This is a genomic window from Luteolibacter sp. Populi, from assembly GCF_040801775.1.
In the GTDB taxonomy this organism is placed as follows: domain Bacteria; phylum Verrucomicrobiota; class Verrucomicrobiia; order Verrucomicrobiales; family Akkermansiaceae; genus Haloferula.
This window is the reverse complement of record NZ_CP161812.1, coordinates 573,148-595,958: the sequence shown is the minus strand read 5'-3', so window position 1 is coordinate 595,958 and position 22,811 is coordinate 573,148. Positions and strand designations below refer to the sequence as shown.

The window sequence follows — 22,811 nt, the reverse complement described above, 5'->3', positions numbered from 1 at the left end:
TGAAAAAACTAAGCGTCGGGGGACCTCTCCGCCCAGCGCAGTTTCGCGGGGATGCTGCGGGGATTCGCGTGGCGCTCCGCCGGGGTCGCCGTGACCACGCCATCGCTGGCGGTGGCGTAGACGCCCTCGCGCAGTCCCGCTTGGAAGGCCTTCTTCACGCGCCGGTCCTCCCCGGAGTGGAAGCTCAGGATCGCGACCCGGCCGCCGGGCTTCAGGCACTGCGGCAGGACGCGCAGGAAGGCGTCCAAAGCCACGAATTCTTCATTCACCGCAATGCGGATCGCTTGGAAAACGCGGCGGACGGTCAGGTCGATGCGCTCCTCGTCGAGACGAGCGATCTCCGGGAGGATGCGGATGGAGCGGGCCAGATCGAGTGTGCCGCGAAAGGTGCGGCCGGCGAGAGCGGCGGCGATTTCTTCCGCGCGTGGTTCGTCGGCATTCCCGTGGAGAGCCGTGGCGAGCTTGTCCGGCTTCACCTTGGCGAGCCATTCGGAGGCCGGGATGCCGCGCTGCGGATTCATCCGCATGTCGAGCGGGCCGTCAGTCTTGAAGGTGAACCCGCGCGTGGGGTCGTCGACCTGCATCGAGGAGCAACCCAGATCGGCGAAGACGAAGTCCACGATATCGAGTCCGAGTCCATCCAAGGCCTTGCGGATCCCCGCATAGTTCGAGCGCTGCGCGACGAAGCTCTCCGGGCCGAAACCGGCATCGCGGAATCGCTCTTCCGTCCGCGGTTGCTCGATCGGATCGATATCCAGCCCGATCAGGCGACCGCCCGGGGTGATCCGGGAGAGAATTTCGCGGGCATGCCCGCCGTAGCCCAGCGTGGCATCCACCCCGCATTTCCCGGGCTCCAGCGAGAGCACTTCCATGCATTCCGTGACCATGATCGGCACGTGCGTGCCGGCCGGGGTCTTCCCCGAGGCCAGCACCTTCGCCACCGTCTCCGCGTGGCGGCCGGGGTCGAGCTCCTTGTATTTGTCCTCGAAGCGGCGGGGATTCTTCCCCGCGTAGCGCTTCCTCCGCGGTGGCCGCGATGCCGGATCGTCCATGGCCGCCAGCCTACCTGCCCTGCCGCCGCCGCCAAGCGCGGTTCCGGATTCCCGCACCAAAATGCTTGCCATCCCCTCCCCGATCCCCCCAAATCCCCGCCCGCCGAGAGGCCAACAGAAGCGCGCTTAGCTCAGTGGTAGAGCACATCCTTCACACGGATGGGGTCGCAGGTTCGAAACCTGCAGCGCGCACCATCTGGCTCCTCCGTCACCTTGGGAAAAGGAATCGGTTGAATTCCAATTCAGACCCTTAGCGAGGCACGGAATCCCCGGGCGCTGTAGTAGGACTGCGCGCCGTTGTGGTAGATAAAGACACGACCGAAGCGGCAATCGCCGAAAAGGGCTCCGCCGAGTTTTCTGACATCTGCGGGCGTTTTCACCCAAGTCGTCGTCTTCTTGTCGAACTCCCCGAGTTTTTGCAGCTCGTGATATTGCTCTTCCGTCAAAAGCTCGACTCCCATGGCCTCTGCCATGTCGACGGCGGAATCCCTCGGCTTGTGTTCCTTCCGGGAGTCCAGCGCTTCACGGTCGTAGCACACGGCTGCGCGGCCTTTCGGACTCTCCGGCGAACAATCGAAGAAAATGTATTCGCCCGTCTTCTTGTCGTGACCGACCACATCCGGTTCGCCGCCGGTATCTTCCATCTCATTGAGTGACCAAAGCTTTCCGGCATTGGCTTCCAACTTCGCCTGCACCTTCGCCCATTCGAGGCCTATATGGCGGTTCATGTTCTTCTCGAAGCGGGCTTTCAACGCCTTGAACAGTTCTTCGCGTTGCTCTGACGACAGCTTCTTTTTTGATCCAGCGTCCTTCATGTGGATTTCGGTTTAATGCTATTTCGTTTGAGGGGTCGATGCTAGCCCGCCTTCTTTGAGAAAAGCCGACGCAGGGCATGGCCTTTCCACATCAAGATCCCCGTGAGGACCACGGCTGGAAAGTAGAAGTATTGGAAGAACCGGGCATACGGTTGAACCTGCTCGGGTGGACCATAAATATAGCCGACCAAAGTAATGCCAAAAATAATGTGAACCCAGCGAAGAATGGAACGCTTGGTGGCATCTTTCATGATTTGAGATGGATGATTGGGTGATGATGAGTGAAACAGGCGGCGCTCCTAACCGCGGTCGGCCTCCAAGCCCGCGATGATGGCGGGAAGCTGTCCGAGCATCTTCGCCCAGCCGAACTCCGCCCCCTTGAACGCCTGATTGCCTCCCGGATGGGAGAAGTCGAAGCCGGAGTGCTCGAAGAGGAGGCGCGTGCCATCGCCGTCGGGCTCAAGCACGAAGCTCACCCGTGTATCGACGACGGGTCCGCCAGCGGACCATGAGAAGACGAGCCGGCTCGGCGGCTCGCATTCCAACACCTCGCAACTCACGATCAAGCCGTCGAAATTCATCTTGGGATTCCCCGGCACGCGGAACGTGAAGTGATGGCCGACGCGGGGCTCGAAGTCGTTCGGGAACATCCACCCGGCCAGGGCGGTGCTCCCGGCGATTGCCTCCCAAACCTGCTGCCGTGGCTGCGGAAGCAGAATCTCTCTTCGAATCGTCTTATTCATGTTTCGCTCTTCTTGAATAACTGCTTCTGAAGCCGCAGGAGGCGGTCGTCCCAGAACCGTTCGTATTGCGAGATCCAGTCCCGCACCGGGCCGAGTCGTTCCGGGTCGAAGCGGTAGCGGCGTTCGCGGCCGTGTCGCTGCTCGGTCAAAAGGCCGGCATCGAGCAGCACGCGAAGGTGTTGGGAGACCGCCGGGCGGCTCATTTCGAAGTGCGCGGCTATGTCGCTGACAGGACGCTCGGTGTCGGTGAGGAGATCCAGCATCTGGCGCCGCGCACGATGGCTGATCGCGACGAACACGTCGGGCTTGCGATCCGGAGCGATGACCATGGTTGGAATATGCGTAAGCGATCGCTTACCTGTCAAACTTCAAATCCCCCTCTCTCTATTTTGGCGCACAATGTTGTCCCTCGGGGATTCGTGCTAGTATTCAACGGGCCGGGATGCCGCGGAAAAAATTGAGAAGCCGTCACCCACACACCTTCATCATGAAACTCGAGCTGCCTCTTATCCTCTCCGTCGGTGCCCTTTCTCTGGCGGCCTGCAAGCGCGACCCGGAAACCCCGGCTCAGAGACCCTCGCCGGAAGCCGATGCTTCACCTGCCACGCCTCCATCCGCGAGGCTGCCCGATTCGTCGGAAGGTCGTCCTATCCTGTCCACCGATTCCCCGACGCCTGGCGAGTTGGGATTGGCCGATGGGCGCGCGGCGAAGGTCGAAGCAAAGCTCCGGAAGATCGTGGTCGAGCAGTTGGGAGTGACGGCGGACAAGGTCGTGCCCTCCGCGCGTTTCGTCCAGGACCTCGGCGCGGATAGCCTCGATTTCGTGGAACTGGTGATGGCATGCGAGGAGGAGTTCAATGTCTCCATCCCCGACGACACCGCGGAGAAGATGGCGACGGTGGAAAGCGCCGTGAATGCTCTCATTTCGCTGGGTGCCCGCTAGGCCGCAGCCTTGCGGCTTCAGCCAGTCGGTTGTCCGGAATTTTTCTTGGGGTGGTCAACGGGCATTGTAAATATAGCACGGTGAAAAACGATGATCAGACCAAGATCGGGATCCCGCGAAGCTTGCCTCACGACACACTAGTCTATGGCGTTTTCGGCTTTCTCGACGCAGTGCTTCAAGAGAAGGAAATTAGCGCTGCCCAAGCAGGAGAACTCGACCGGGGTATCGAGCCATTGGATCGTGGCCGACTCCGGCGAAAGGTCACGAATCTCATCGTGCGCACCTTCCGGCTTCAGTTCTACGGTTGTCCCCTGCGCGACGAGTTGGCACTCTTCCGCTTGTATCATCGCGACGACATGGCAGATGCGCTCGCCCACGCATACGGCTTGTATAAGCGAGGTCAGGATCCGCTGGAGGCCTTGACCGCGGACTATTGCCTCGACTCGCGCGGTCTCCTCTTCTGGGAAGACATCGAGCATCTGAAACAGCTCGAAGCCCGGGGCGAATCATCCGTTTGGAGCGAATTCAGGCGTTTCTACCGCGATGGAGACCGCATGATCCGCTGCCGGACTCCCGTATCCCACGGTTTGCTCCTGGTTCGAGGAGATCGCTTGGTTTGGGAAATCGAGGAATTGCATCTTGAGGTCTACGGAATCTCGCTGAGGTGGGTCACCGATCTCGAGAAGTTTGAAGCATTGGGAGGAAGCAGAGCCTTTCTTGCCGGCGAATTCGTATGGCCACCGGCGGACTGGGTGAATCCGGTCACCGACGAGGAAGAAGCGAAGTCACTCGGCAAAACAGTGCGCGGTGTGGAATTCAAGCCCTAGAAGCGCCAGGTCACACCGGAGCGCAGCGAGAAATCGCTCGAAGCCTGGCCGATCCCCGCGCCCGCGCCGAGGCGGATGGTGCAGGCGTGCACCGGGGTCCAGTAGAGTCCCGCGATGACTTCGTTTTCACCATGAACATTGAAGTCGCCGATGTTCTCGACGCCCGCGGCCCAAGCGTGCGTGAATTGATGGCGCAGGCCGATCGCGTAGCCGAAGTCATACTCGCCCGAACCCGGCGCGACGCCGATGAGGTTCACTACCAGGCGCGTCTGCTCCCCGAGGCGGGTGTCGGCGATGAAGCGAAGGTGGAAGTGATCCTCGCCATGCCGGTGGATGCCGCCGTGACTGTGCGAGCCGTGGTCATGCTCCTGACCATGATCGTGCTCGTGTTCTTCTCCGCCGGGCCCCGGGCCATCCGGGCCGGGGTCGACTCCGCCTTCCTCTTCCTCCTCATGATGGTGATGCCCCGCCGAGCCATGGCTGTGGCCGGATTCCTCCGCGAAGACATAGCCCGCGCTCAGTGCGAAAGAGACCGGGAAGTCTCCGGTCGGAATCTTCCACTGGAGCGTGGGATCCACGGAGGAATAGTCCCAACCGGACGACTCCTCCTCCGCAAAGCGGACCGAGGTTCCGAGGGCTAGCCCCGGCCCAATCCCCGCCATGAATCCCGGCTCGATGCTTAGCTCATCTTCATCTCCGCGCTTCGACCATTCGAAGGAGCTGAAGACGGTCGCGTGCCATGGATCGGGCACATCGGCGTCCAGCGCGACGAGGAAGTCCTGGCCGTGGTGGGCACGGGCGGTGGGAATGGCCACCAAGCTGGCTGCGCCTGTTAGAGAGAGAATCGTTTTGGGATGCATGGCGGGTGCGATGTGAATCAACGGCGGCGGCGGAGAACGGCGAGGCCACCGGCCAGCGCGGCCAAGAGGGACGACGAAGGCTCAGGAATGGTCGAGAAGGTGGCCTTGAAGCCCTGGCGCGGCGGGTTGAGGTCGGAGGGCGCGTTGCTACCCATGGCCAGGGTATAAGTGCCGGCAGGGAGGAGCCATGTGGCCTCCGCGGAGGATTCCGTGCTGTTCTCTTTGAGCCCGATGAAGGTGAGATCCTCCGCCCAATCGATGTTGCCGCGGTTGTTGTAGGTGTGGAACTCGCCGTCCGCCGGATTCGCTCCTAATAGGTCTGCGATCTCTACCGGAATCTCATCCTGATCGACCCCGGAGAAGAGCGTGAAGGATGGGAAGAAACCATCGCTCGGCCTAAAGCCTCCGACATTGCCGGAGCCGGTGAAGGGTATCGAGCCATTCGCTTCCAGGCGGATCGTGAGGTAGGCCGCTTCGGTCAGGGTAATCGAGGCCCACTGGGAAGTGTGGGTCCAGCCCGCGGTCGGGTCCCCCGGCTCGAACATGCTCTGGTCTTCCCAGGACCACGCACCGACATGCGAGCCGGCGAGATCCGGGGTGACGCCGACATCGTCGCCATCAAGCGTGACGGACCATTCGTAGCCGATACCGCCGGCGGCATCGGGATTTCCAGCATCGTGGAAGTTCACGGTGGCGGCTCGGGTGAGAGGCGCGGCGAGGAGCGCCGCGAAGGCAATGTGTCTTGTTGTCATTGGATTGTTGTTAGGGAAATCATTCGTCACCAGGTGCGGCGGAGCCGGAAAAACTCGCGGCCATCCGCAGTGCGCGGCCGCTCGAGCCGCAGGAAGGGTCCGGTAGTGGAAGGCGCTCCGTTCAGGGGGCTCCAAACGTCTTCCAAGGAAATGGCGCTTTCCGGGGTCCAATCCCCTGCCCCGGCCGCCCAGCTGAAGTCCGCTCCTGCTGGAATAAGGCCGAGTTCGGTGGCCGGGATCGCTTCGTCGGCATCGGGAATGCCGTCACCATCACGGTCGCCGCCCATGCGCGGCCCTGCGCCAAGCGGCACGCCCATGAAGGTGAAGGAATCCCCGCCGCCGAGTAGATCGAGAACCTGGGAGCGGGTGAGTGAGGGCCGCGAACTACGATCGGCATCGTACTTCAAGCTTGCAGGTGCGAAGCGGAAGCGCCGCCCCCCTGCCCTGCCCTGCACCACCAGATCACAATTGGTGCCGGACTGCGATTCCAGCAAGGCAATCTCCGCGAGCACCGCGGCGGAGCTGCGATTGAGCAAATCCACCGTCACGCTGCGGCCCACGGCTGGTGCCGTGCCGGTGTCGAAGCACAGCAAGAAAGCGGTCAGATTCGCCAACTCGGCTTCGCTATCGATCGTGTCCAGTTGGTAGAAATGGCTCCGCGGCAATTCGTGACCGGTGCCGTCCGAGCCGAGGCCGAAGCCGGAGAGCGACTGCGCGCCGGGGGCGGGATTGTAGAGGTCCGCGCGCTGGTAGACGGTGCGCAGCGGCGGGTTCTTCATGTTCTGCGTACCGTCCACCTCGCGGCTCAGGTCGATGTTGTTGTCGGTTCCGGCGGGCAGCGGGTGGCAGACCACGCAGTGGCTCACCAGGTGGTTGTTGAAGAGATCGCGGCCGAAGGACGCATTGCCGCCGCGGAAGGATGTCGGCAGGCTGCGGTCGGGATTGCGGTTCGGGTTCGGGTGATGCGGGATCGTATTCAGGTAGGCAGCCAGCGCGTTCATGTCCGCCGCCGGGATCTGGCTGCCGCCCATCAGGTTGCTGAAGGTGGAGTTGAAGCTCTGGATCGAGGGCTTGTCGCCGCGCCAGTGGAACTTCGGTGTCACCGCCGCCGCCGGTTGGGTCACGCCGCTGATATTGGCCGCCATGCCGCGCAGCGTCTGCGTGATCATCGGTCCCTTCATCGGGTGCAGGGTTCGGTCGCGGAGCATGAGATTGTGCGCGGAGAGATTCGCGCCCTTCACCGTAACCATGCTGCCGCCCGGGTCCCCGAGATCCCATGCCAGGCCATCGCGATCGGCATCGAGATGACAGCTCGCGCAGGAATTCGTTCCATTGCCCGAGAGCCGGGCATCGAAAAGAAAGCCGCGACCCGCCCGCACCGCCGCGGGCGTTGGATCGTAGCTGCCGGCAGGAATTTCGGAGAGGATCGCGCGGCTTGCGGTATCGAGCGTGGTGATGCTGTTAGAGAACTTGTTCAGCACCTGCAAGCGGGTGCCGCCATTCGACAGCACGAGTCCGCGCGGCCCTCGCATCGCGGCAGGACCGCCCCCGCCCGTGCGCAGGTCCACCCGGTTGAGCACGCTGCCATCGGCGGTGTTGACCTCGGCGAGACGGTCCGAATTGAAGGCGGCTATCCACGCACGGGAACCATCGGCGTTGAAGGCCAGTCCCGTCGGCTGCGCGAGCGCGATGGCTTTGGCCGGCTCGTTGGGCAACAGGCTGTAGTTGACCGATGGATTGAGATCATGGACCACTGGCGCGCCCACAAGCGGGACCCGGGTCAAGCGGTGCCGCACGAAGTTCCCGCGGAGTTGCGGCTCGAAGCGGACAAGGTTGAGCGACTCCGAATTCGCAATCCACAGCTCGCCCGACTGCGGGTGCACCGCGAGGTCGAAGGGATGCGTCCCGGTGCCGCCGATATAGCGGGTTACCGCCAGCGTCGTGGTGTCGATCTCCGCGACATCGTGATCGACCACCGTGTGCTGGATGCGCGGATCGGACGCCGGCACGATCAGCGCGGTCCGCGGTGCGGCGGGCAAGCCATTCGCAGGTGCCGGTTGTGCGGGTGCTACGGTGCGCGGCAGGATGGTGCTGCCATTACCCGACAGGAGGAAAGCGACGTAGATCTTGCTGCCGTCCGCACTGGCAGCAAGCGCCCGCGGATACACCCCGTTCAAGGGGATCGTTCCAACCGGCTCGCGGGTGATCGCATCGAAAACCCGCAGCAGCGAATTCCGGGCGCAGGAGACGAAGGCCTTGCCCCCGGCAAATACAAGGTCCGCCGGCTCATCCGGCACGGACAAAGTCGCCAGCACCCGGCGCTCGGTCAGGGATAGCACCGAGATCGAGTCGGAGAGTTCGTTGACCACCCATGCCTCGCCATTGCTGCGGGCGCGCACTGAAACCGGTTCCAAACCCGTGCCAATTTCATCAATCAGCAAGGGTGCCGGCCGTGAGGGATTGGAAATATCAAAGACCGAAAGCGAGCTTTCCGGTGAATTTGCCACAAGCAGCCGGGTCCCGTCCGGCGTCAGAGCCAGCGGATGAACTTGGCGCGCCTCGAATTGGGCGTGCAGCGAAGGACTCGCCACGACAAGGGCGAGGTATGTGAAAAAACGAAAGAGCATTGTACGATGGATTTCGTAGCCATGGCAAAGGACCGGAGGGACGCTCAAAAAGCGACCTGTTGACGACATCCCGGCGGATCACTTCCCGCGTGCCGCAAAGCGGCATCAAGCGAGACGGGCTCAGTTCAGCTCCTGGCGAGAGAGAGAGGTCGGTGCCAGACACGGACCGGGATGATCGTTCGAAGATCACTCCGTCAATGAAGCCAAATAATCCGCCGAAGCGTCCGCTTCATCCGCAAGCACCCAGCCCTCCCCGCGCGCTACAGGCACGGAAAGTCGGGATGGATCAGGCGGCGTTTCGCGGCGGTGGCAGCGGCGGACAATAGCCCACCCGGGCTCCCCGGGAATCAAGATCCGGGAAGGAAACCAGCACCACATCGCAGGCCACCGGCAGCGGCAGGACCACGGCCTTGCCAGGCAGGCAATCCTTCAGCACCAGATTCTGCGCGCCGACCGGCACTTTCTCGGGCCCTTTCGACTCCTGCTTCTTGCCCTCGGCGATCGCCTTGCACATGCAGCAGGGGTGGGCCCCGTCGAAGGTCTTGGATGCCCCTTGGACGATGCCGTCCTGCGCCGAATAATCGACGAGCATCTTGGACCACGCCACCACCTGCAACGTCCCCCACTGGCCGCCGCAGAGATGCAGGCAGCCGAGCACGGCAATGACGATACGCATGAAGCGGCTCAAGACGCTCCCTCCATCTCCCCACCCGGGGGGTGGCGTCAATTCCGAAAAACTGCTTCCCTGCTTCGGCCCTGCGGGCATCCCGAAAAATCAATGCTCGCCGTTGGCATATCTCTTGCGTTTGGATTTCCCGTCTTCTCCCGATTCATCCCCTTTCCCGCACTTCCCTCGGTATGCCGGAATCCCGGCAATCCTTGAATTTATGGCCGTTCCGCTAAACCCGGCGCGGCGCTCTCACGTGAATCAGCGTTCCCCAGCCGCCCCATGGATCGCCCTAAGGACAATCTCGAAGAATTCGTCCACGAACTGACCCGCTGTCAGGGCGACCTGTTCTATTTCATCCGCGCGCTCTGCGGGGATCCCCATGCCGCCGCGGATATCCGTCAGGCGGTCAACATGATCCTCTGGCGGAAGCGCGAGAAATTCCGCCCCGGCAGCAGCTTCAAGAACTGGGCCTTCAGGATCGCCCAGCTCGAGGTCATGACCTATCTCCGCCGCAAGAAGAAGGACCGCACGGTCTCTTTCGATGCCGACCTGATCGAGAGCTTCGCTTCCGAGATGCCGTCGATCATCGACGAACTGCCGGAGCGCCGCTTGGCACTGGCGGAATGCCTCAAAAAGCTCACCCCCAAGGACGACGAACTGATCCGGCACCACTACTGGTCCGGCGGCTCCCTCGACTCCCTTGCCCGCGCCACCGAGCGCAGCGTCGGCACCCTCAAGGCCCGGTTGTTCCAATTGCGCGGCAATCTGCGCCGCTGCATCCGCTCCCAATTGTCGCCCCGCGAATCCTGACCCGATGGAAGAACAAGACATCAACCGCCTCCTCAACCGCCTGATCGATGGCACGATCAGCCAAGAGGATTTTGCGCGGCTCCAAGGTGCGATGCGGGTCAGCCCCGAGGTCCGCGCCGAATACTACGATCTCATCGGCGTCGATCTGATGCTTGCCGAGCGCTACGAGGTGCCCACCCATATTTCGGTCCAGGCCAAGGCCATGAACGACCACTGGGTGGTGCGGCGCTCGAAGCACAAGGTGGTGAAAGCTGCCGTCTGGGCCGCTGCCGCCTGCGTGCTGCTCACGCTCGGCGGGGCCTATCTATTCCGCGACCGGCCGCCGGCCGCCACCCTCACTTCCTCGTTCGACTGTCAATTCACCATCGACGGCAGCGAACGCAGCATCACCACGCTCAAGGAGGACGAAATGCTGGAGGTGAAGAACGGCGTGCTCTCGATGTCCATCGGCCCTCACGTGAAGGCCTTGATCGAGGCTCCCGCGCGGCTCCGGCTGACAACGCACGAGGGCAGGCTCGATCTTCAGGAAGGCAGCGTCTTCCTCCAGATTCTCCCCGGCGGCAAGGGCTTCGAGGTCCATACTCCCGGTGGTATCATCCGCGATATCGGCACCAAGTTCGGCGTCCATGTCGCGGCGGACGGCACCGTGGAAACCCACGTAAGCGCCGGCACCGTCGAAATCGACCGGGAGGACGGCCAGGCCAAGCGCCAGATCCGCGCCGGCGAGATGGCCATTTGGAACGGCAAGGGCGCGATCCGCGGCGGCATCAACACCGCCGGACGTTTCGTCGAGGACCTGCCTTGGGAAGAGACGATCTTCGATGACAATTTCGACGACCCCGATGGCACGGTGCTCGACAAGAAGAAGCCGGACACCGGCCTGCCGTGGGCGACCCTGATGGAGATGAATCCCTCCACCATCTCCGGCGGCATGCTCGATACCTCGACGGGACCGCGCTCGCTCCAAGCCCGTTTCAAAGCGGACCAGTCCAGTAAGCGGAGGGTCTACATCGTGAATTTCTCCACCCAGGTTCCCGGGAATATCTGGGACAAGGCCGGCTACCCCGATGCCGCCGAGAGGATCACCTTTCTCCGCCCGGGGGATGCACCTCTCTTCAGCCTCGTCGCCCGTGCTTCCCGCACGCACCACTGGCAGATCAAAAACGAGCTCAACGGCGACCATTCGATTGGCACCCGGGTTTCCTCCCTGCTGCAGCATGATCTGACCCTCACCTATGACAGCGGAACCGGCGAAGTCCGCCTCTACAAGGGAAGCAGCACCAAGGGCACCTTGATCGACCAGCCCTTCAAGGTCGGGGCGGGTAATTCCTTGGACTCCGTGATCGTCTCGAACGACGGCGGCGGCGATGTCGCCCTGGAGAACTTCACGGTAAGGATGCTCACGTATCCCCAAAACGGGGATAGTCCGGCGAGCCGCTGAACGAACCGATTCCTGCGCTATGGTGCCGGGCGGTGATCTGGGTGGATTCCCGTAGGCTCCGGTACCATCAAGCATATTCATCTATTCCACTGGGAAAATGAGATTGAAGACCCTATGAAATCGACGTAAAGATTCCGGTTAGGCGCGATAACTGCGTGATTACGGAGCAGGTACAAAACCCCATGAAGCCATCCGGATCGACCCGCTTGGGAGCAAGGCTCTCGAGGCTTTTCCGCCCTACGGGCGAGAAGGGGTTCGTCCTCGTGGTGACATTGCTGATGATGACCTTGGTGTCCGTCCTTGTGATCGGGCTGCTCTCGTTGGCCAGGGTTTCGCTGCGGAGTTCCAACCACGGCGAGGCCCGGAAGATGGCCCAAGCCAATGCCCGGATGGCGCTCGCCTTGGCAATCGGCCAGTTGCAGAGCGAATTGGGTGATGACCGCCGCATCACCGCGGACGCGTCCCTTCTGGATGCCAAATCAACCCAGTCGAAACTGGTAGGCGTCTGGGATTCCGCCTCAGGCAGCAACCTCTCGAACATCATCGCCGCCGCTCCCGGTTACGAAGGTTGGAAGCGTGACAAATTCCGCACCTGGCTGGCCTCCAGTCCCAGCCCCTACCAACTCAAGCGGCGGGAATTCCCGGCCACGCCGGTCCCTCCCGAGGCACCGCGCCTTTTCTCGGAGGATCTGGATGGCTTCGACATGAAGGCCTCCACCGTCCCCGTGGCCCAACTCAATGGCATCGGCGGCATGGCCTGGGCGGTGACCCAGGAGGGCACCAAGGCGCGTATCAACCTCGGCAGCGACAGTTCACGGGCCGAGTTCAACGATGCGATCCAAGCCCCGAACGGCCCCAGCCTGGCGCTTTCCGATCTAGCCACCCAGCCTTCCGCCGGCTGGTCCCAACGCTCGGCACGCGTGCTCGGGATGCGGCAGGCGGTGCTCGATACGGATTTCAAGCTCGCCAAAAACACCGCCGGCCAGCTTGGCCGCGAGCATACCGCCGTCGCCCGCGGCGTGCTTTCCAACGTGGTCAGGGGCGGCCTCAAGACCGACCTCTCGCTCGGATTCGAACTCTCCGATGCCCAATTCAAGCAATCCCGCTGGGACAAGGTGGCGAACCCCTTCGCCGGCGGCACGGCTCCCGACGGCGAGGTCCCCCTCTTCCAACCGCTCAACGGCGGCACCCCGGTGAAGGTCACGATGAATTACCGCTCGGTGGTGTATGACCACATCTTCGAGAGCGGCTCGGCACCTACCTTCCAGTCCCTGCGCTCGCACTACAATCTCTACCAGCATCTCTACAACTCCGGCGGCCCCACCGCCTCCTACCGTCCCCAGGCCAGCGCCTATTGGCCGAATGTCGGGTCGGAACGCGGCAGCGAAACCTCCGTCGCGCCGGTGCTCGACCGCGTGCTCTTCTTCGTCTGCCTCCACGTGGATAGCCAGGGCTACCTGAACACCGTCTTCACCCCGGTGATCACCCTCTGGAATCCCTACAATGTCGCCGTGGAATCGGAGGGCTTCGTGGTCTTCCCGTGGATGGACATCCCCCTGTTCGAGACCTTCACGGTCAACAATCAGGGGCTCGGCCAAGTCCCCCTCTCCTTCCACATGGGCCGCGACACCACCGGCCAGCAGGAAGGCCGCCAGAAGGAGCCCTACTTCTACTGCAACCTGACCGGCGACGGCACCAAGAGCCTCAAAACGCCGATCCGGATCGGTCCCGGCGAGGTCCGGGTTTTTGTCCCGGCCACCAAATCCGTGGTCCGCTACGATCGCTTCCCGGATGAGAAAAACCGCACCGCTCTCTTCATGAAGCCGGCCGTCGCGGCTGAGGATCTGGTGCTCGGCGGTGGCATCGGCGTGCCGATGAACATCAGCATGGGCCAGCCGATCGACCGCATCATCGGCAACAAGGATCAGGTCAAGGTGAAGCTGGATATGCGCTTCGACGGCTTCCACTACTTCGTGCGCGCGGAGGATGCAGGACGCTTGAAGGGGCTCGATCGCGGCAAGACACTCTCCGAGGTCCAGATCCATAAGGGCAAGATCGGCATCCAGAGTCTGGAATCCCCGGTTTACACCGGTGAAGCGTTGATGCGCAAGCCACAGCCGGTCGCGTTGCTGGAGACCTACCACCGCACCGCAGGGGAAGCCGGTCAAATGGCGGATCTCGTTTACACCGTCAATCCGCGCCAACGCTATGTGAACGGCATGCTGTCGGGATCCCAGAATTTCGCCGCCGGACCGCATTACGAGTCGAGCATCCACCCGGTCGCGGACTTCATCAGCTCCGCCTTCCAAGTGACCAAGGACGGACAGCGTTCCTATTACGGGATGAGCAATGCCTCGGGCAGCGGTCGTGATTACCTGCCCTTCTTCGAAATACCGCAGGAGCCGATGCTTTCGCTCGGTGCCTTCCAGAATGCGGATCTGGCGGACTCCGCCTTCACCCCGGGATCGCAGTTCGGCAATGCCTGGGCCTCCGGATTCGTGGCCAACAACAAGGTGGTCAACCACCTCAAGGCCGCACCGATCAACGGCGAGAAAATCGAGCCGAACGGGGTCGGCCTCTACGATAGTTCCTACCTGCTCAATGCGGCGGTCTGGGACGGCTATTACTTTTCGTCGATCGCGCCGCGGACCCGCGCCGGGTCTCCACCTGTCAATCGGGGCTCCCCCTCGGTTTACGATGAACCGACGGTAAAAACGGAGGAGAAAGCCGCCTCGATCATCAAGGACTGGGTGAACGATCCGGATGCCCATCCCCTCCGCAATCCCCGCCACATCCTCTATCGCGGCGGCTTGACCGACCAGCAGATCGCCGACCGCCTGAACTCGCCCGCGGGCTGCCGCTGGGCCGCCGCCCACATGATGGTGGACGGCGCCTTCAACGTGAACTCGGTCAACGAAGCCGCATGGCGGGCGATGCTCTCCAGCCTGCGCGGCAGCACTCTGGACGTCACCGGCAAGGGCACCTACCAGTCCGCCGACTCCACCCCGGTGCCGCGCCTGCGCCGGCCCTCGGGCAGCCCCGGCGACATGTGGAACGGGTTCCGCGAGCTTTCCGATTCCGACATCCGGGTTCTGGCGAAGGAGATCGTGAAAGAGGTCCGGGAGCGGGGGCCCTTCCAGTCGATGGGGGAATTCGTCAACCGCCGCCTGAGCTCCGGCAAGGTGGGACTCAAAGGGGCTCTCCAGGCAGCGATCGATCGCTCGGGGCTCAACGCGAAGGCGACCATCGAGAAATTCAGCCGCGAGGGATACCCCTTCCAGGCGAACCTGCCGGACCCCTTCACCGGCACCGGCACGCCCGGCTGGCTGAACCAAGCCGATCTGCTCACCGCGCTGGGGCCCTTCATCACCGTTCGTTCAGACACTTTCACGATTCGCGCCTATGGCGAGTCGAAGGATGCCCAAGGTCGCGTCCTGGCCCGTGCCTGGTGCGAAGCCGTGGTCCAGCGGGTCCCCGATCTGCTCGATCCCGATCCGAACGACAATGCCACCGAACTGCCGCTCGACCTGACCCCGATCAATGCGCGCTTCGGCCGCCGCTTCGAAGTCATTTCTTACCGCGAGCTGCCTGACAATGAGCTCGGCGCCTGATTTCAATTCCGTTTCATGAAGCGCCTTTTCCACCGGGTCATACTCCTGTTGTTGCTTGCCGTCTCCCCTGCCGCCCTCGCCTTGGAAGTCCGTTTTCTCGCTTGGGATGAGCAAGTCGCCGCCCGCCCGATCGCCGTGCCTGCCGGGCAGGGCGAGTCCGCGATCAAAGGCCTCCATCCCCTGCAACGCAGCGAGGGGCTCGAGGTCGCCCCCGCCGGCGGCGCGATCACGCTGCGCGCGCTCGACCGTCAGGACACTGCGGGCATGCCGGTGGACTTCGCCGTGAAAATGCCCGGCAACCTCACCCGCCCGCTGGTGCTGCTGCTGCCCGATGCCAAGGCAGCCGGAGGCTTGCGCGGCCACGCGATCGAGGACGACAGCGACAGCTTTCCCTGGGGCACTTTCCGCTTCATCAATGCCACCGGCAAATCCCTGGAGGTGACCTTTGGCACCACCCGCAAACCCCTACCCCCCGGTTGGCAGCCGGTGGACTTGCGCCCGGGCGGGGAGAATGCCCTGCCAGTTTCGCTCTCCGGCGCGGAACCCCCGAAAACCCCGCTCTACACCGGTGTCTGGAAGCCGGAGAATGAAGTGCGCCGCCTGGTCTTCGTCGTCCCCGGCACGGAGCCGCGGCTCGGTCCGCTCGCGCTCAAGGTGATCCTGGAAGACCGGCGGTCCTTGGCGGCAGCGGCGGCTCCCTGACCGGGCGGCAGCCGCGGCTGGCTGGCTTCCCGTTGGACAATACCGGCACCCGCGGCCATCCTCTTTCCCTTGTCGGAAAAGTCCTCCACCCATGTCCCCGCCCGCCCGGCCATCTATCAGATGCTGCCCCGGCTTTTCGGGAATGTCGTGGAGACCCGGCAACACAATGCTCCGCTGGAAGTCAACGGCTGCGGGAAATTCAATGACATCGGCACCGCGGCGCTCGAGTCCATCAGGGAAATGGGTTTCACCCATCTCTGGCTCACCGGCGTGCTGGAGCAGGCCAGCGGCACCGCCTACCCGGACCGCCCGGCCGATCCGCCGGACATCCTCAAGGGCATCGCCGGCAGTCCCTATGCGATCAAGGACTACTTCGACGTGTGTCCGGACTACGCGGAGGATCCGGTCGAGCGCCTCGCGGAATTCCAGGCGCTGCTTGCCCGCTGCCATGCCTGCGGCCTGAAGACGATCATCGACTTCGTCCCCAACCACGTCGCGCGCTCCTATCACTCCGACGTGAAGCCCGCCATGTCCTTCGGCGAGGGCGACGACCGCAGCGTCTTCTTCTCGCGCGACAACCATTTCTACTATCTCCGCAGTAGCGACCCCGGCGAGGGTCCGCCATTGAAGCTGCCCACCGCCGGCATGCCGGGATGCAGCGGCCTTTTCGCACCGGAAACCGACCACGGTCGCGTGAGCGGAAACAACGTCGTCTCATGGGCTCCCTCGATCTTTGACTGGTACGAGACGGTGAAGCTGAACTACGGCCATGACTTCACCGCCGGCCGCGACACCTCGCACCTCCCCGAGTCCAATGCCTCCCCGGAAACGGTGCCCCGCACCTGGCGCACCATGGACGCCGTCCTGGCCTACTGGCAGCAGATGGGCGTGGACGGCTTCCGCGCCGACATGGCGCACATGATCCCGATGGAGTTCTGGCGCTGGGCCATCCGCCGCGCCCGCGCCCGCAACGCCGGCGCTTTCTTCTGCGCGGAGGCCTACGACAACGACCCCGCCAAGCTCACCGATGGCCACGTGCTCGACGCCCTGTTAGAGGCGGGCTTCGACGCGATTTATGACGATCCGGTCTACGACGAACTGGAAGCCATCTACGCCTCCGGCAAGTGGGCGAACGACCTCGACGCCCTGACCTTCGCCGGCACCCGCTTCCACCGCTCGCTGCGCTACGCCGAGAATCACGACGAGGTGCGCCTCGCCAGTCCCAAGGAATGGGGCGGCCTCGGGATGGCCGTGGGCAGACCGGTCTCCGCCCTCGTCTTCGGGATCGGCCGCGGCCCGATCATGCTCTACTCCGGCCAGGAAGTCGGCGAGCCCGCCGCCGGCTCCGAGGGCTTCGGCGGTGATGATGCGCGCAGCTCGATCTTCGACTACTGGTCGATGCCCGAGTTCGCGAAATGGGTCAATGGCGGCAAGTTCGATAGCGGGCGCTTGAGCCCGGAGCAGACCGCCCTCCGCGAATGGTATGGCCGCTTGATCCGCCTCATGCACGAGCCGGCCTTCACCCACGGCGAATTTTACGGCCTGAATCATGGCAACAAGGAGAACCCCGCTTTCGGTCGCCTGGACGGTGAAACCACCAGCGGTCACTGGCTCTATGCCTATCTCCGGCAAGACAGTGCCTCCGGCCAAGCCTTCCTCGTCGTGGTGAATTTCCATGGCCACGCGGCGCTGGAAGGAGTGAAGGTGATCGTCCCTTCCCACGCCCTGCACTGGCTCGGCAAGAGCGAAGCGGCGCGCCTGGAGTTCAGCGAACGGCTGGCCCCGGAATGGAGCAGCACGATCGAAGCCGCCCTCTTGCCCGGGGACGGCCTCCCCCTGCCACCGCTGCCGTCATTGAGCGCGCTGATGCTCGAATTGCACTGAGCGGGCCTCGCAGGTTGGCTCGCTTCCCCCGCGATCACGGTATCGCCACCGCGGCAGGCCCCGCCTATACTCACGACAGATCGGGTTAATCGATCCCGGACTTTCCTGGTATTCGAAGTTGATTATGGTGTTTTCGCCCCTCTGGCTCGGACAAGCCGGAGGGGCGACCCTCTTTCAGGGGGACCTGTCCCGCGGTTCGGACCCCGTCCCTTGAAGCTATCGGCAGCCTCCGGTTTTCGAGGCTTTTTGAAATTCCTCTCGCCACCGCTGTCTCATTCTGGCATCCCATGATGCGTCTACCTGCTCCGATGCCCGGCTTCCTTTCTCGGCCTGGCATACCTCCCCGCGGATCGGTCTCGCCAGCCACCCGCCATGAAACACACCGCACGCCTCGCCGCGTTCGTCCTCTGCCTTGCCGCCAGCGCACGCGCCGATCTCGACCTTGACTCGAATGGTCTCGGCGATGTCTGGGAGGCGAAATACAAGCCAGCCACTTTGGTGGCTTCCGTGGATAGCGACGCCGACGGCCGCACCAATCTGGAAGAATGCGAAGCCGGCACCGACCCGCTTTCCGCAGAGGACATCTTCTCCGTCTCCGATATCCAAGTGGCGGGCAATAACCTGCTCATCACCTGGCCGTCCCAAACCGGCAAGCGCTACCAAATCCAAAGCACGACCACTCCAGGGACCGCCGCGAGCTGGCTGGCCATACCCGGCATCCACTCTGGAACCGGCCAGGATCTCGACGCCACCACCCCGCAACCCGCCGCAGCCAAGGCATTCTTCCGGGTCGTCGCCGCGGATGTCGATACCGATAGCGACGGTCTAACCGACTGGGAGGAAATCCAAGCCGGCTACGATCCGGCCGTGAACAACCAAACCGGCGGCAGCGACCTGCAGCGCCTGACCGCCGCCTTGGAAAGCGACCCGGTCATATCCATCTCCGCGGTGGACGAAGACGCCACCGAGCCTCCCGCGAATCCGAACGGTGCCGCTGTCGCGGACAACGCAAGCTTCCGCATCAGACGCCAGGGCGGCATCTCCCGCGTGGTCGTCAATCTCTCCACCGGAGGCACCGCCAGTGTCTCCGACTTTGCCGCGATCCCGGCGACCGTCGCGGTGCCTCTTGCCGCGCAGGAGATCCTCGTCAGCGTGAACGCCCTGCCCGACTTGCTCACGGAGTCGGATGAGTCGGTCATCATCACCCTCGCTCCAGCCGCGACCTATGACCTGGGCGGCAGCACCAAAGCCACCGTGCTCATCCACGACCGCGTGCTGGCGAATGGCATCGGCTTGGCCGGCAACTACTGGAAGCATCCCGCCAACGCCGTCGCTCCCCTCTATACCGACAACCTTCCCTACCTGCCCGCCGCGGTAGCACCCACGCTTTCGCGCATCGACTCCACGATCAATTTCAACAGCACGGTCGCCGCTTGGCCCGGCTCACCGATCACCGTCGGCACCACGTCCAACTACTTTTCCAGCCGCTGGACCGGCGAAATCGCCCCGGAGTTCTCCCAGTCCTACACCATCTTCGTGGATGCGAACGAGTCCTCGCGCCTGATGATCAACGGCCAAGTCCTCATGAACCGCTGGCCTGCCAAGCCGGTTCCCGCGAACCCGAATGCGATCTGGGACGAATGGCCGAACCGCATCGCCAACGCCCAGAACGAATTCTCGGCGATCATCTCGCTGGAAGCCGGCAAGCGCTACCCGATCGTCCTCGAGCATTATCAGAACAGCGGCGGCCACAAGGCGGTCCTCTCCTGGCAATCGCAGAGCCAGATCAAGCAGGTCATCCCGGCCACCCGCCTGTTCCCGAATACCCCGCCGCGCATCCTCGGTCCATACGAGGCCCTGGCCTTTGTCGGTGATGTCGGCGGCTTCCAATACCAGATCAATGCCAGCGCCAACCCGACCTCCTACAGTGCTAGCAACCTCCCCCCTGGTCTGGAATTGAGCGAGGGCGGCCTGATCAGCGGCTCGCCGGCCGAGGCCGGTGAATGGCGTGTCCTGATGACCGCGACCAATGACTTCGGTTCCGGTTCCGCCTTCCTCGATATCACCGTGATCAGCACCAGTGGTGGCATCACCCGCGAGCTGTGGACCGGCATCCCCGGCACCTCGGTTTCACAGATTCCTCTCACAACCGCGCCAAACTCGACATCCCTCCTCACCTCGCTGCAGGCTCCCGTCGATGCGGCCAACGACTACGGCGCGCGCATCCGCGGCTTCGTGACCGCGCCCGCCTCCGGCGACTACCGCTTCTTCCTGCGTGCCGACGAGTCTGCAGAGTTCTATCTCTCCGACGACGAGGAACCGGTGAATGCTTGGAAACGTGCCGAAGTCACCTCCCCGGTATCCGCGGCGGATTGGACCGGAGCAGTTCAATCCCCCCTGCTGCGGCTTGAGGCGGGCAAGCGATATTACCTCGAAATCCGCCACAAGGAAGGCAGCGGGCGCGATCACCTCGCCCTTGGCTGGCGGCGGCCGGATGTCTCCGAAACCGCTGATCCCGTTGTCATCCCCGGCCATTTCCTGACCCGCTTCGAGGACCTGCCGCTGGGCACGGCCACCTTCACTCCCCCGCCCGCACCGCCGAGTTGGACCAGCGAGACAGATGCTGCCAATACCGCGTCCAAGGGTGCCGCCCGCATCCTCCAGCAGGCCACATTCGGGGCCTCTGGTAGCGATATCGCCGCCCTCCAGTCCGCCGCATCCTTCGATTCGTGGATCGAAGATCAGTTCCTGAAACCGGCCACGCTCCACCTGCCCTACGTCCGGCAGCAGCAGGTCTTGAACGACCCGATCGATCTCGGACTCACTGGCGACTTCAGCTTCAATTCCTGGTGGAAGAACTCGATCACCGCCGATGACCAGCTCCGCCAGCGCGTGGCCTTCGCCCTCAGCGAGATCATGGTCGTCTCGGAAAACGGCCCGCTCGACGAACGTGCGGATGCCGTCTCCGACTACTACGACACGCTCTTGCAGCACTCCTTCGGCAATGCCCGCGACCTGCTCGAAGCGGTGACCCTCCATCCCGCGATGGGCAAGTACCTGGACATGCTCCGGAACCAAAAGCCCGACCTCACCTCCGGGCGCATCCCGAACGAGAACTACGCCCGCGAAATCCTCCAGCTCTTCTCACTCGGCCTCTACCGGATGCATCCGGACGGCTCCCTGATCCTGAACTCGAAGGGCGAAACCATACCGGTATACGGCCAGGAAGAAATCATCGGCTTCGCCCACGTCTTCACCGGCTGGGACTACCATTACACAGGTGCCCTGACCACCGGCTTCAGCGCCACGGCAAACTGGGTCGATCCGATGCGCGAGGCCCCCGCCCGCCACTTCACCGGCAGGAAGCGCATCCTCAACAACGTGGTCCTCCCCGGTATTTCGACTCTTAACGGTGCCCCGCTCGATCCCTACGGCAGCCACAACGGTGCAGCCATTTCCGGCAATGCCGAGTTCCAAGCCCTCGCCCGCCTGGAGCTGGACGCAGTCCACGACCAGATCTTCCAGCACCCGAATTTCGGCCCCTTCCTCTGCCGCCAGCTGATCCAGCGTCTCGTCACCTCGACCCCCAGCCGCGGCTACATCTACCGCGTCGTCAGCAAGTTCAATGACAACGGCTCCGGGGTCCGCGGCGACATGCAGGCCGTGATCAAGGCGATCCTGCTCGATTACGAGGCTCGCTCCCTGGTCGCCGCGAATGCGCCCGGCTACGGCAAGCAGCGCGAGCCGGTGATCCGCGTGACCCAGTTCGCCCGCGCCTTCCGCCCGCCCGGGAATATCACCGGTGCCTACACCCAGGACGGCGGCCTCATCACGATCAATACCAGCCCGGCCCCCCATCGCCTGGCTAGCGGCCAAGCGGTCCAACTCGCCTTTTCGGGGCCCTCCGCGGCCAGCACCGATGGCAGCTACTCGCTGACCAGTGCCGTCCCCGTCACCGAGTTCACCTTCGGCGTCCGCGCCAAGGACGTGTTCCGCTGCAATTGGACACAGGCGGCCAATGTGATCACGGTCACCACCTCCGGAGCGCATAACCTCACGGCGGGTAAGTCCGTCTACCTCCGCTTCCGGACCGGTGCCGCCGGCGTCCTCGTCGATGGCGTCTATCCACTCATCACCGCGAGCGGATCGACCTTCACCGTCGCCGCTCCGGATTCCGCGATCCGAACCGGCAATACCCTCGATGCCGCCTGGATCCTCGGCGACTACAAGCAAACCGTCACCGGCGGCGTCACCACGCTCCGTATCTATTGCGACACGGTCCCGGCGCTCGCCGAAGGGGACAAGCTCAGCGTCTCCTTCACCCCCGATGCCGGGGAGACCCCGCCGCCGAACGGGACCTACACCGTGGGCCCGGTCGTCGCCACGCAGCCACCTTCATTCACCCTGAAACCCGATAGCGGTGTGCAATCGCTCTTGAACGGCATCGAAGGAAGCTTCCAAGCCGCGGCCCTCACCCCCGTTCTCAATCGCGGCGGCTTGCCCGAGGATATCGCGACCACCGGCTTCTCGAGCTGGGATATCGACAGCACGACTACCGATCTCGGCCAGACGCCGTTGCGGGCGAACACCGTCTTCAACTTCTTCGAGCCCGACTACCAGTTCCCCGGCACGCTCGCCGCGAACAACCTGATCACCCCGGAATTCCAGATCAGCTCGGATACCAATGTCCTGCGCCAGGCGAACTTCATGTTCGGCGGCATCTTCTCAAGCGCCACCGCCACCAACGCCGGCCCCACCAACGGCTTCAATACCTTCCGCAGGGGCGAAGGCGATATCACCGTGGACTTCAGTCCGTGGATGAGACCGATCACCACCGGTGGCACCGACTACTGGACCAACACCGCCAACCTTCGCCTGCTGATCCAGGAATTTTCCAGAATCCTGATGGCCGGACAAATGAGTGAGGCCCTGGAAGACCAGATCTACGACTTCGTGATCAACACCACGAATGTCGCCTACGGCACGACTCCCACCGAGACCAATCGCCGCGACCGCGTCCGTGCCATCCTTCACCTCATCGCCGTGTCCCCCGAGCTCGCGATCCAACGCTGAA

General features: G+C 63.4%; 17 protein-coding genes and 1 tRNA gene. 9 read left to right on the top strand and 9 right to left on the bottom strand.

Features of this window, described 5'->3' with window-relative positions; translation table 11 throughout:
- Positions 1-8 precede the first annotated feature (8 nt).
- On the bottom strand, positions 9-1,124 hold the full coding sequence (gene rsmH, locus ABWK72_RS02325) for a 16S rRNA (cytosine(1402)-N(4))-methyltransferase RsmH (protein ID WP_367873166.1): 1,116 nt from the start codon (positions 1,122-1,124) through the stop codon (positions 9-11).
- Positions 1,125-1,172: 48 nt separating this feature from the next.
- Here rsmH and ABWK72_RS02320 point away from each other — a divergent pair.
- Positions 1,173-1,247 (top strand) — tRNA-Val (locus tag ABWK72_RS02320).
- A gap of 47 nt (positions 1,248-1,294) precedes the next feature.
- Here ABWK72_RS02320 and ABWK72_RS02315 read toward each other — a convergent pair.
- From ABWK72_RS02315 to ABWK72_RS02300, 4 genes are read right to left on the bottom strand one after another with little or no spacing between them, the layout of a single operon-like run.
- The gene (locus tag ABWK72_RS02315) at positions 1,295-1,867 is read right to left on the bottom strand and encodes a DUF4256 domain-containing protein (protein WP_367873165.1); all 573 of its coding nucleotides are present in this window, start codon (positions 1,865-1,867) and stop codon (positions 1,295-1,297) included.
- 41 nt (positions 1,868-1,908) lie between these two features.
- The gene (locus tag ABWK72_RS02310; protein WP_367873164.1) at positions 1,909-2,118 is read right to left on the bottom strand and encodes a hypothetical protein; all 210 of its coding nucleotides are present in this window, start codon (positions 2,116-2,118) and stop codon (positions 1,909-1,911) included.
- A 48-nt stretch (positions 2,119-2,166) separates the two neighbouring features.
- Positions 2,167-2,610: an SRPBCC domain-containing protein gene (locus ABWK72_RS02305; protein WP_367873163.1), complete on the bottom strand. Its 444-nt coding sequence runs from the start codon at positions 2,608-2,610 to the stop codon at positions 2,167-2,169.
- Entirely contained in the window at positions 2,607-2,939 is a 333-nt protein-coding gene (locus tag ABWK72_RS02300; RefSeq protein WP_367873162.1) for an ArsR/SmtB family transcription factor, read from the bottom strand. The genes ABWK72_RS02305 and ABWK72_RS02300 overlap by 4 nt, the downstream gene beginning before the upstream one ends.
- A gap of 359 nt (positions 2,940-3,298) precedes the next feature.
- Here ABWK72_RS02300 and ABWK72_RS02295 point away from each other — a divergent pair, with 359 nt between their 5' ends.
- Positions 3,299-3,553 carry an acyl carrier protein gene (locus ABWK72_RS02295; RefSeq protein ID WP_367875309.1) on the top strand — a complete coding sequence of 85 codons (255 nt, stop codon included), beginning with the start codon at positions 3,299-3,301 and terminating at the stop codon, positions 3,551-3,553.
- Between the two features lie 80 nt (positions 3,554-3,633).
- Positions 3,634-4,380 (top strand): hypothetical protein, encoded by a 747-nt coding sequence (locus ABWK72_RS02290; protein ID WP_367873161.1) that lies wholly within the window; start codon positions 3,634-3,636, stop codon positions 4,378-4,380.
- Here ABWK72_RS02290 and ABWK72_RS02285 read toward each other — a convergent pair.
- The 4 genes from ABWK72_RS02285 to ABWK72_RS02270 form a co-directional block, all read right to left on the bottom strand.
- Entirely contained in the window at positions 4,377-5,240 is an 864-nt protein-coding gene (locus tag ABWK72_RS02285; protein ID WP_367873160.1) for a hypothetical protein, read from the bottom strand. The genes ABWK72_RS02290 and ABWK72_RS02285 overlap by 4 nt on opposite strands.
- A gap of 17 nt (positions 5,241-5,257) precedes the next feature.
- Entirely contained in the window at positions 5,258-5,992 is a 735-nt protein-coding gene (locus ABWK72_RS02280) for a PEP-CTERM sorting domain-containing protein (RefSeq protein WP_367873159.1), read from the bottom strand.
- A gap of 26 nt (positions 5,993-6,018) precedes the next feature.
- The gene (locus ABWK72_RS02275; RefSeq protein ID WP_367873158.1) at positions 6,019-8,619 is read right to left on the bottom strand and encodes a hypothetical protein; all 2,601 of its coding nucleotides are present in this window, start codon (positions 8,617-8,619) and stop codon (positions 6,019-6,021) included.
- 286 nt (positions 8,620-8,905) lie between these two features.
- Positions 8,906-9,295 carry a hypothetical protein gene (locus ABWK72_RS02270; protein ID WP_367873157.1) on the bottom strand — a complete coding sequence of 130 codons (390 nt, stop codon included), beginning with the start codon at positions 9,293-9,295 and terminating at the stop codon, positions 8,906-8,908.
- A 273-nt stretch (positions 9,296-9,568) separates the two neighbouring features.
- Here ABWK72_RS02270 and ABWK72_RS02265 point away from each other — a divergent pair, with 273 nt between their 5' ends.
- The 6 genes from ABWK72_RS02265 (at position 9,569) to ABWK72_RS02240 (ending at position 22,810) form a co-directional block, all read left to right on the top strand.
- Positions 9,569-10,099: a sigma-70 family RNA polymerase sigma factor gene (locus tag ABWK72_RS02265; protein WP_367873156.1), complete on the top strand. Its 531-nt coding sequence runs from the start codon at positions 9,569-9,571 to the stop codon at positions 10,097-10,099.
- A 4-nt stretch (positions 10,100-10,103) separates the two neighbouring features.
- A complete protein-coding gene (locus ABWK72_RS02260; protein ID WP_367873155.1) occupies positions 10,104-11,540 on the top strand; it encodes a FecR domain-containing protein in 1,437 nt (478 codons plus the stop codon).
- A 182-nt stretch (positions 11,541-11,722) separates the two neighbouring features.
- A complete protein-coding gene (locus tag ABWK72_RS02255; RefSeq protein WP_367873154.1) occupies positions 11,723-15,151 on the top strand; it encodes a hypothetical protein in 3,429 nt (1,142 codons plus the stop codon).
- Positions 15,152-15,166: 15 nt separating this feature from the next.
- Positions 15,167-15,853 carry a hypothetical protein gene (locus tag ABWK72_RS02250; RefSeq protein ID WP_367873153.1) on the top strand — a complete coding sequence of 229 codons (687 nt, stop codon included), beginning with the start codon at positions 15,167-15,169 and terminating at the stop codon, positions 15,851-15,853.
- A gap of 69 nt (positions 15,854-15,922) precedes the next feature.
- Positions 15,923-17,737, top strand: coding sequence for an alpha-amylase family glycosyl hydrolase (locus tag ABWK72_RS02245; protein ID WP_367873152.1), 1,815 nt, complete (start codon positions 15,923-15,925; stop codon positions 17,735-17,737).
- Positions 17,738-18,109: 372 nt separating this feature from the next.
- A complete protein-coding gene (locus tag ABWK72_RS02240) occupies positions 18,110-22,810 on the top strand; it encodes a DUF1800 family protein (RefSeq protein ID WP_367873151.1) in 4,701 nt (1,566 codons plus the stop codon).
- Position 22,811: the final 1 nt, after the last annotated feature.

Bases quoted from the DNA above. Each gene is read 5' to 3' on its own strand.
- ABWK72_RS02260 (WP_367873155.1), top strand. From the start codon at position 10,104: ATGGAAGAACAAGACATCAACCGCCTCCTCAACCGCCTGATCGATGGC.
- ABWK72_RS02315 (WP_367873165.1), bottom strand. From the start codon at position 1,867: ATGAAGGACGCTGGATCAAAAAAGAAGCTGTCGTCAGAGCAACGCGAA.
- ABWK72_RS02275 (WP_367873158.1), bottom strand. From the start codon at position 8,619: ATGCTCTTTCGTTTTTTCACATACCTCGCCCTTGTCGTGGCGAGTCCT.
- ABWK72_RS02265 (WP_367873156.1), top strand. From the start codon at position 9,569: ATGGATCGCCCTAAGGACAATCTCGAAGAATTCGTCCACGAACTGACC.
- ABWK72_RS02240 (WP_367873151.1), top strand. From the start codon at position 18,110: ATGAAACACACCGCACGCCTCGCCGCGTTCGTCCTCTGCCTTGCCGCC.
- ABWK72_RS02270 (WP_367873157.1), bottom strand. From the start codon at position 9,295: ATGCGTATCGTCATTGCCGTGCTCGGCTGCCTGCATCTCTGCGGCGGC.
- rsmH (WP_367873166.1), bottom strand. From the start codon at position 1,124: ATGGCAAGCATTTTGGTGCGGGAATCCGGAACCGCGCTTGGCGGCGGC.
- ABWK72_RS02300 (WP_367873162.1), bottom strand. From the start codon at position 2,939: ATGGTCATCGCTCCGGATCGCAAGCCCGACGTGTTCGTCGCGATCAGC.
- ABWK72_RS02305 (WP_367873163.1), bottom strand. From the start codon at position 2,610: ATGAATAAGACGATTCGAAGAGAGATTCTGCTTCCGCAGCCACGGCAG.
- ABWK72_RS02280 (WP_367873159.1), bottom strand. From the start codon at position 5,992: ATGACAACAAGACACATTGCCTTCGCGGCGCTCCTCGCCGCGCCTCTC.
- ABWK72_RS02310 (WP_367873164.1), bottom strand. From the start codon at position 2,118: ATGAAAGATGCCACCAAGCGTTCCATTCTTCGCTGGGTTCACATTATT.
- ABWK72_RS02255 (WP_367873154.1), top strand. From the start codon at position 11,723: ATGAAGCCATCCGGATCGACCCGCTTGGGAGCAAGGCTCTCGAGGCTT.
- ABWK72_RS02285 (WP_367873160.1), bottom strand. From the start codon at position 5,240: ATGCATCCCAAAACGATTCTCTCTCTAACAGGCGCAGCCAGCTTGGTG.
- ABWK72_RS02250 (WP_367873153.1), top strand. From the start codon at position 15,167: ATGAAGCGCCTTTTCCACCGGGTCATACTCCTGTTGTTGCTTGCCGTC.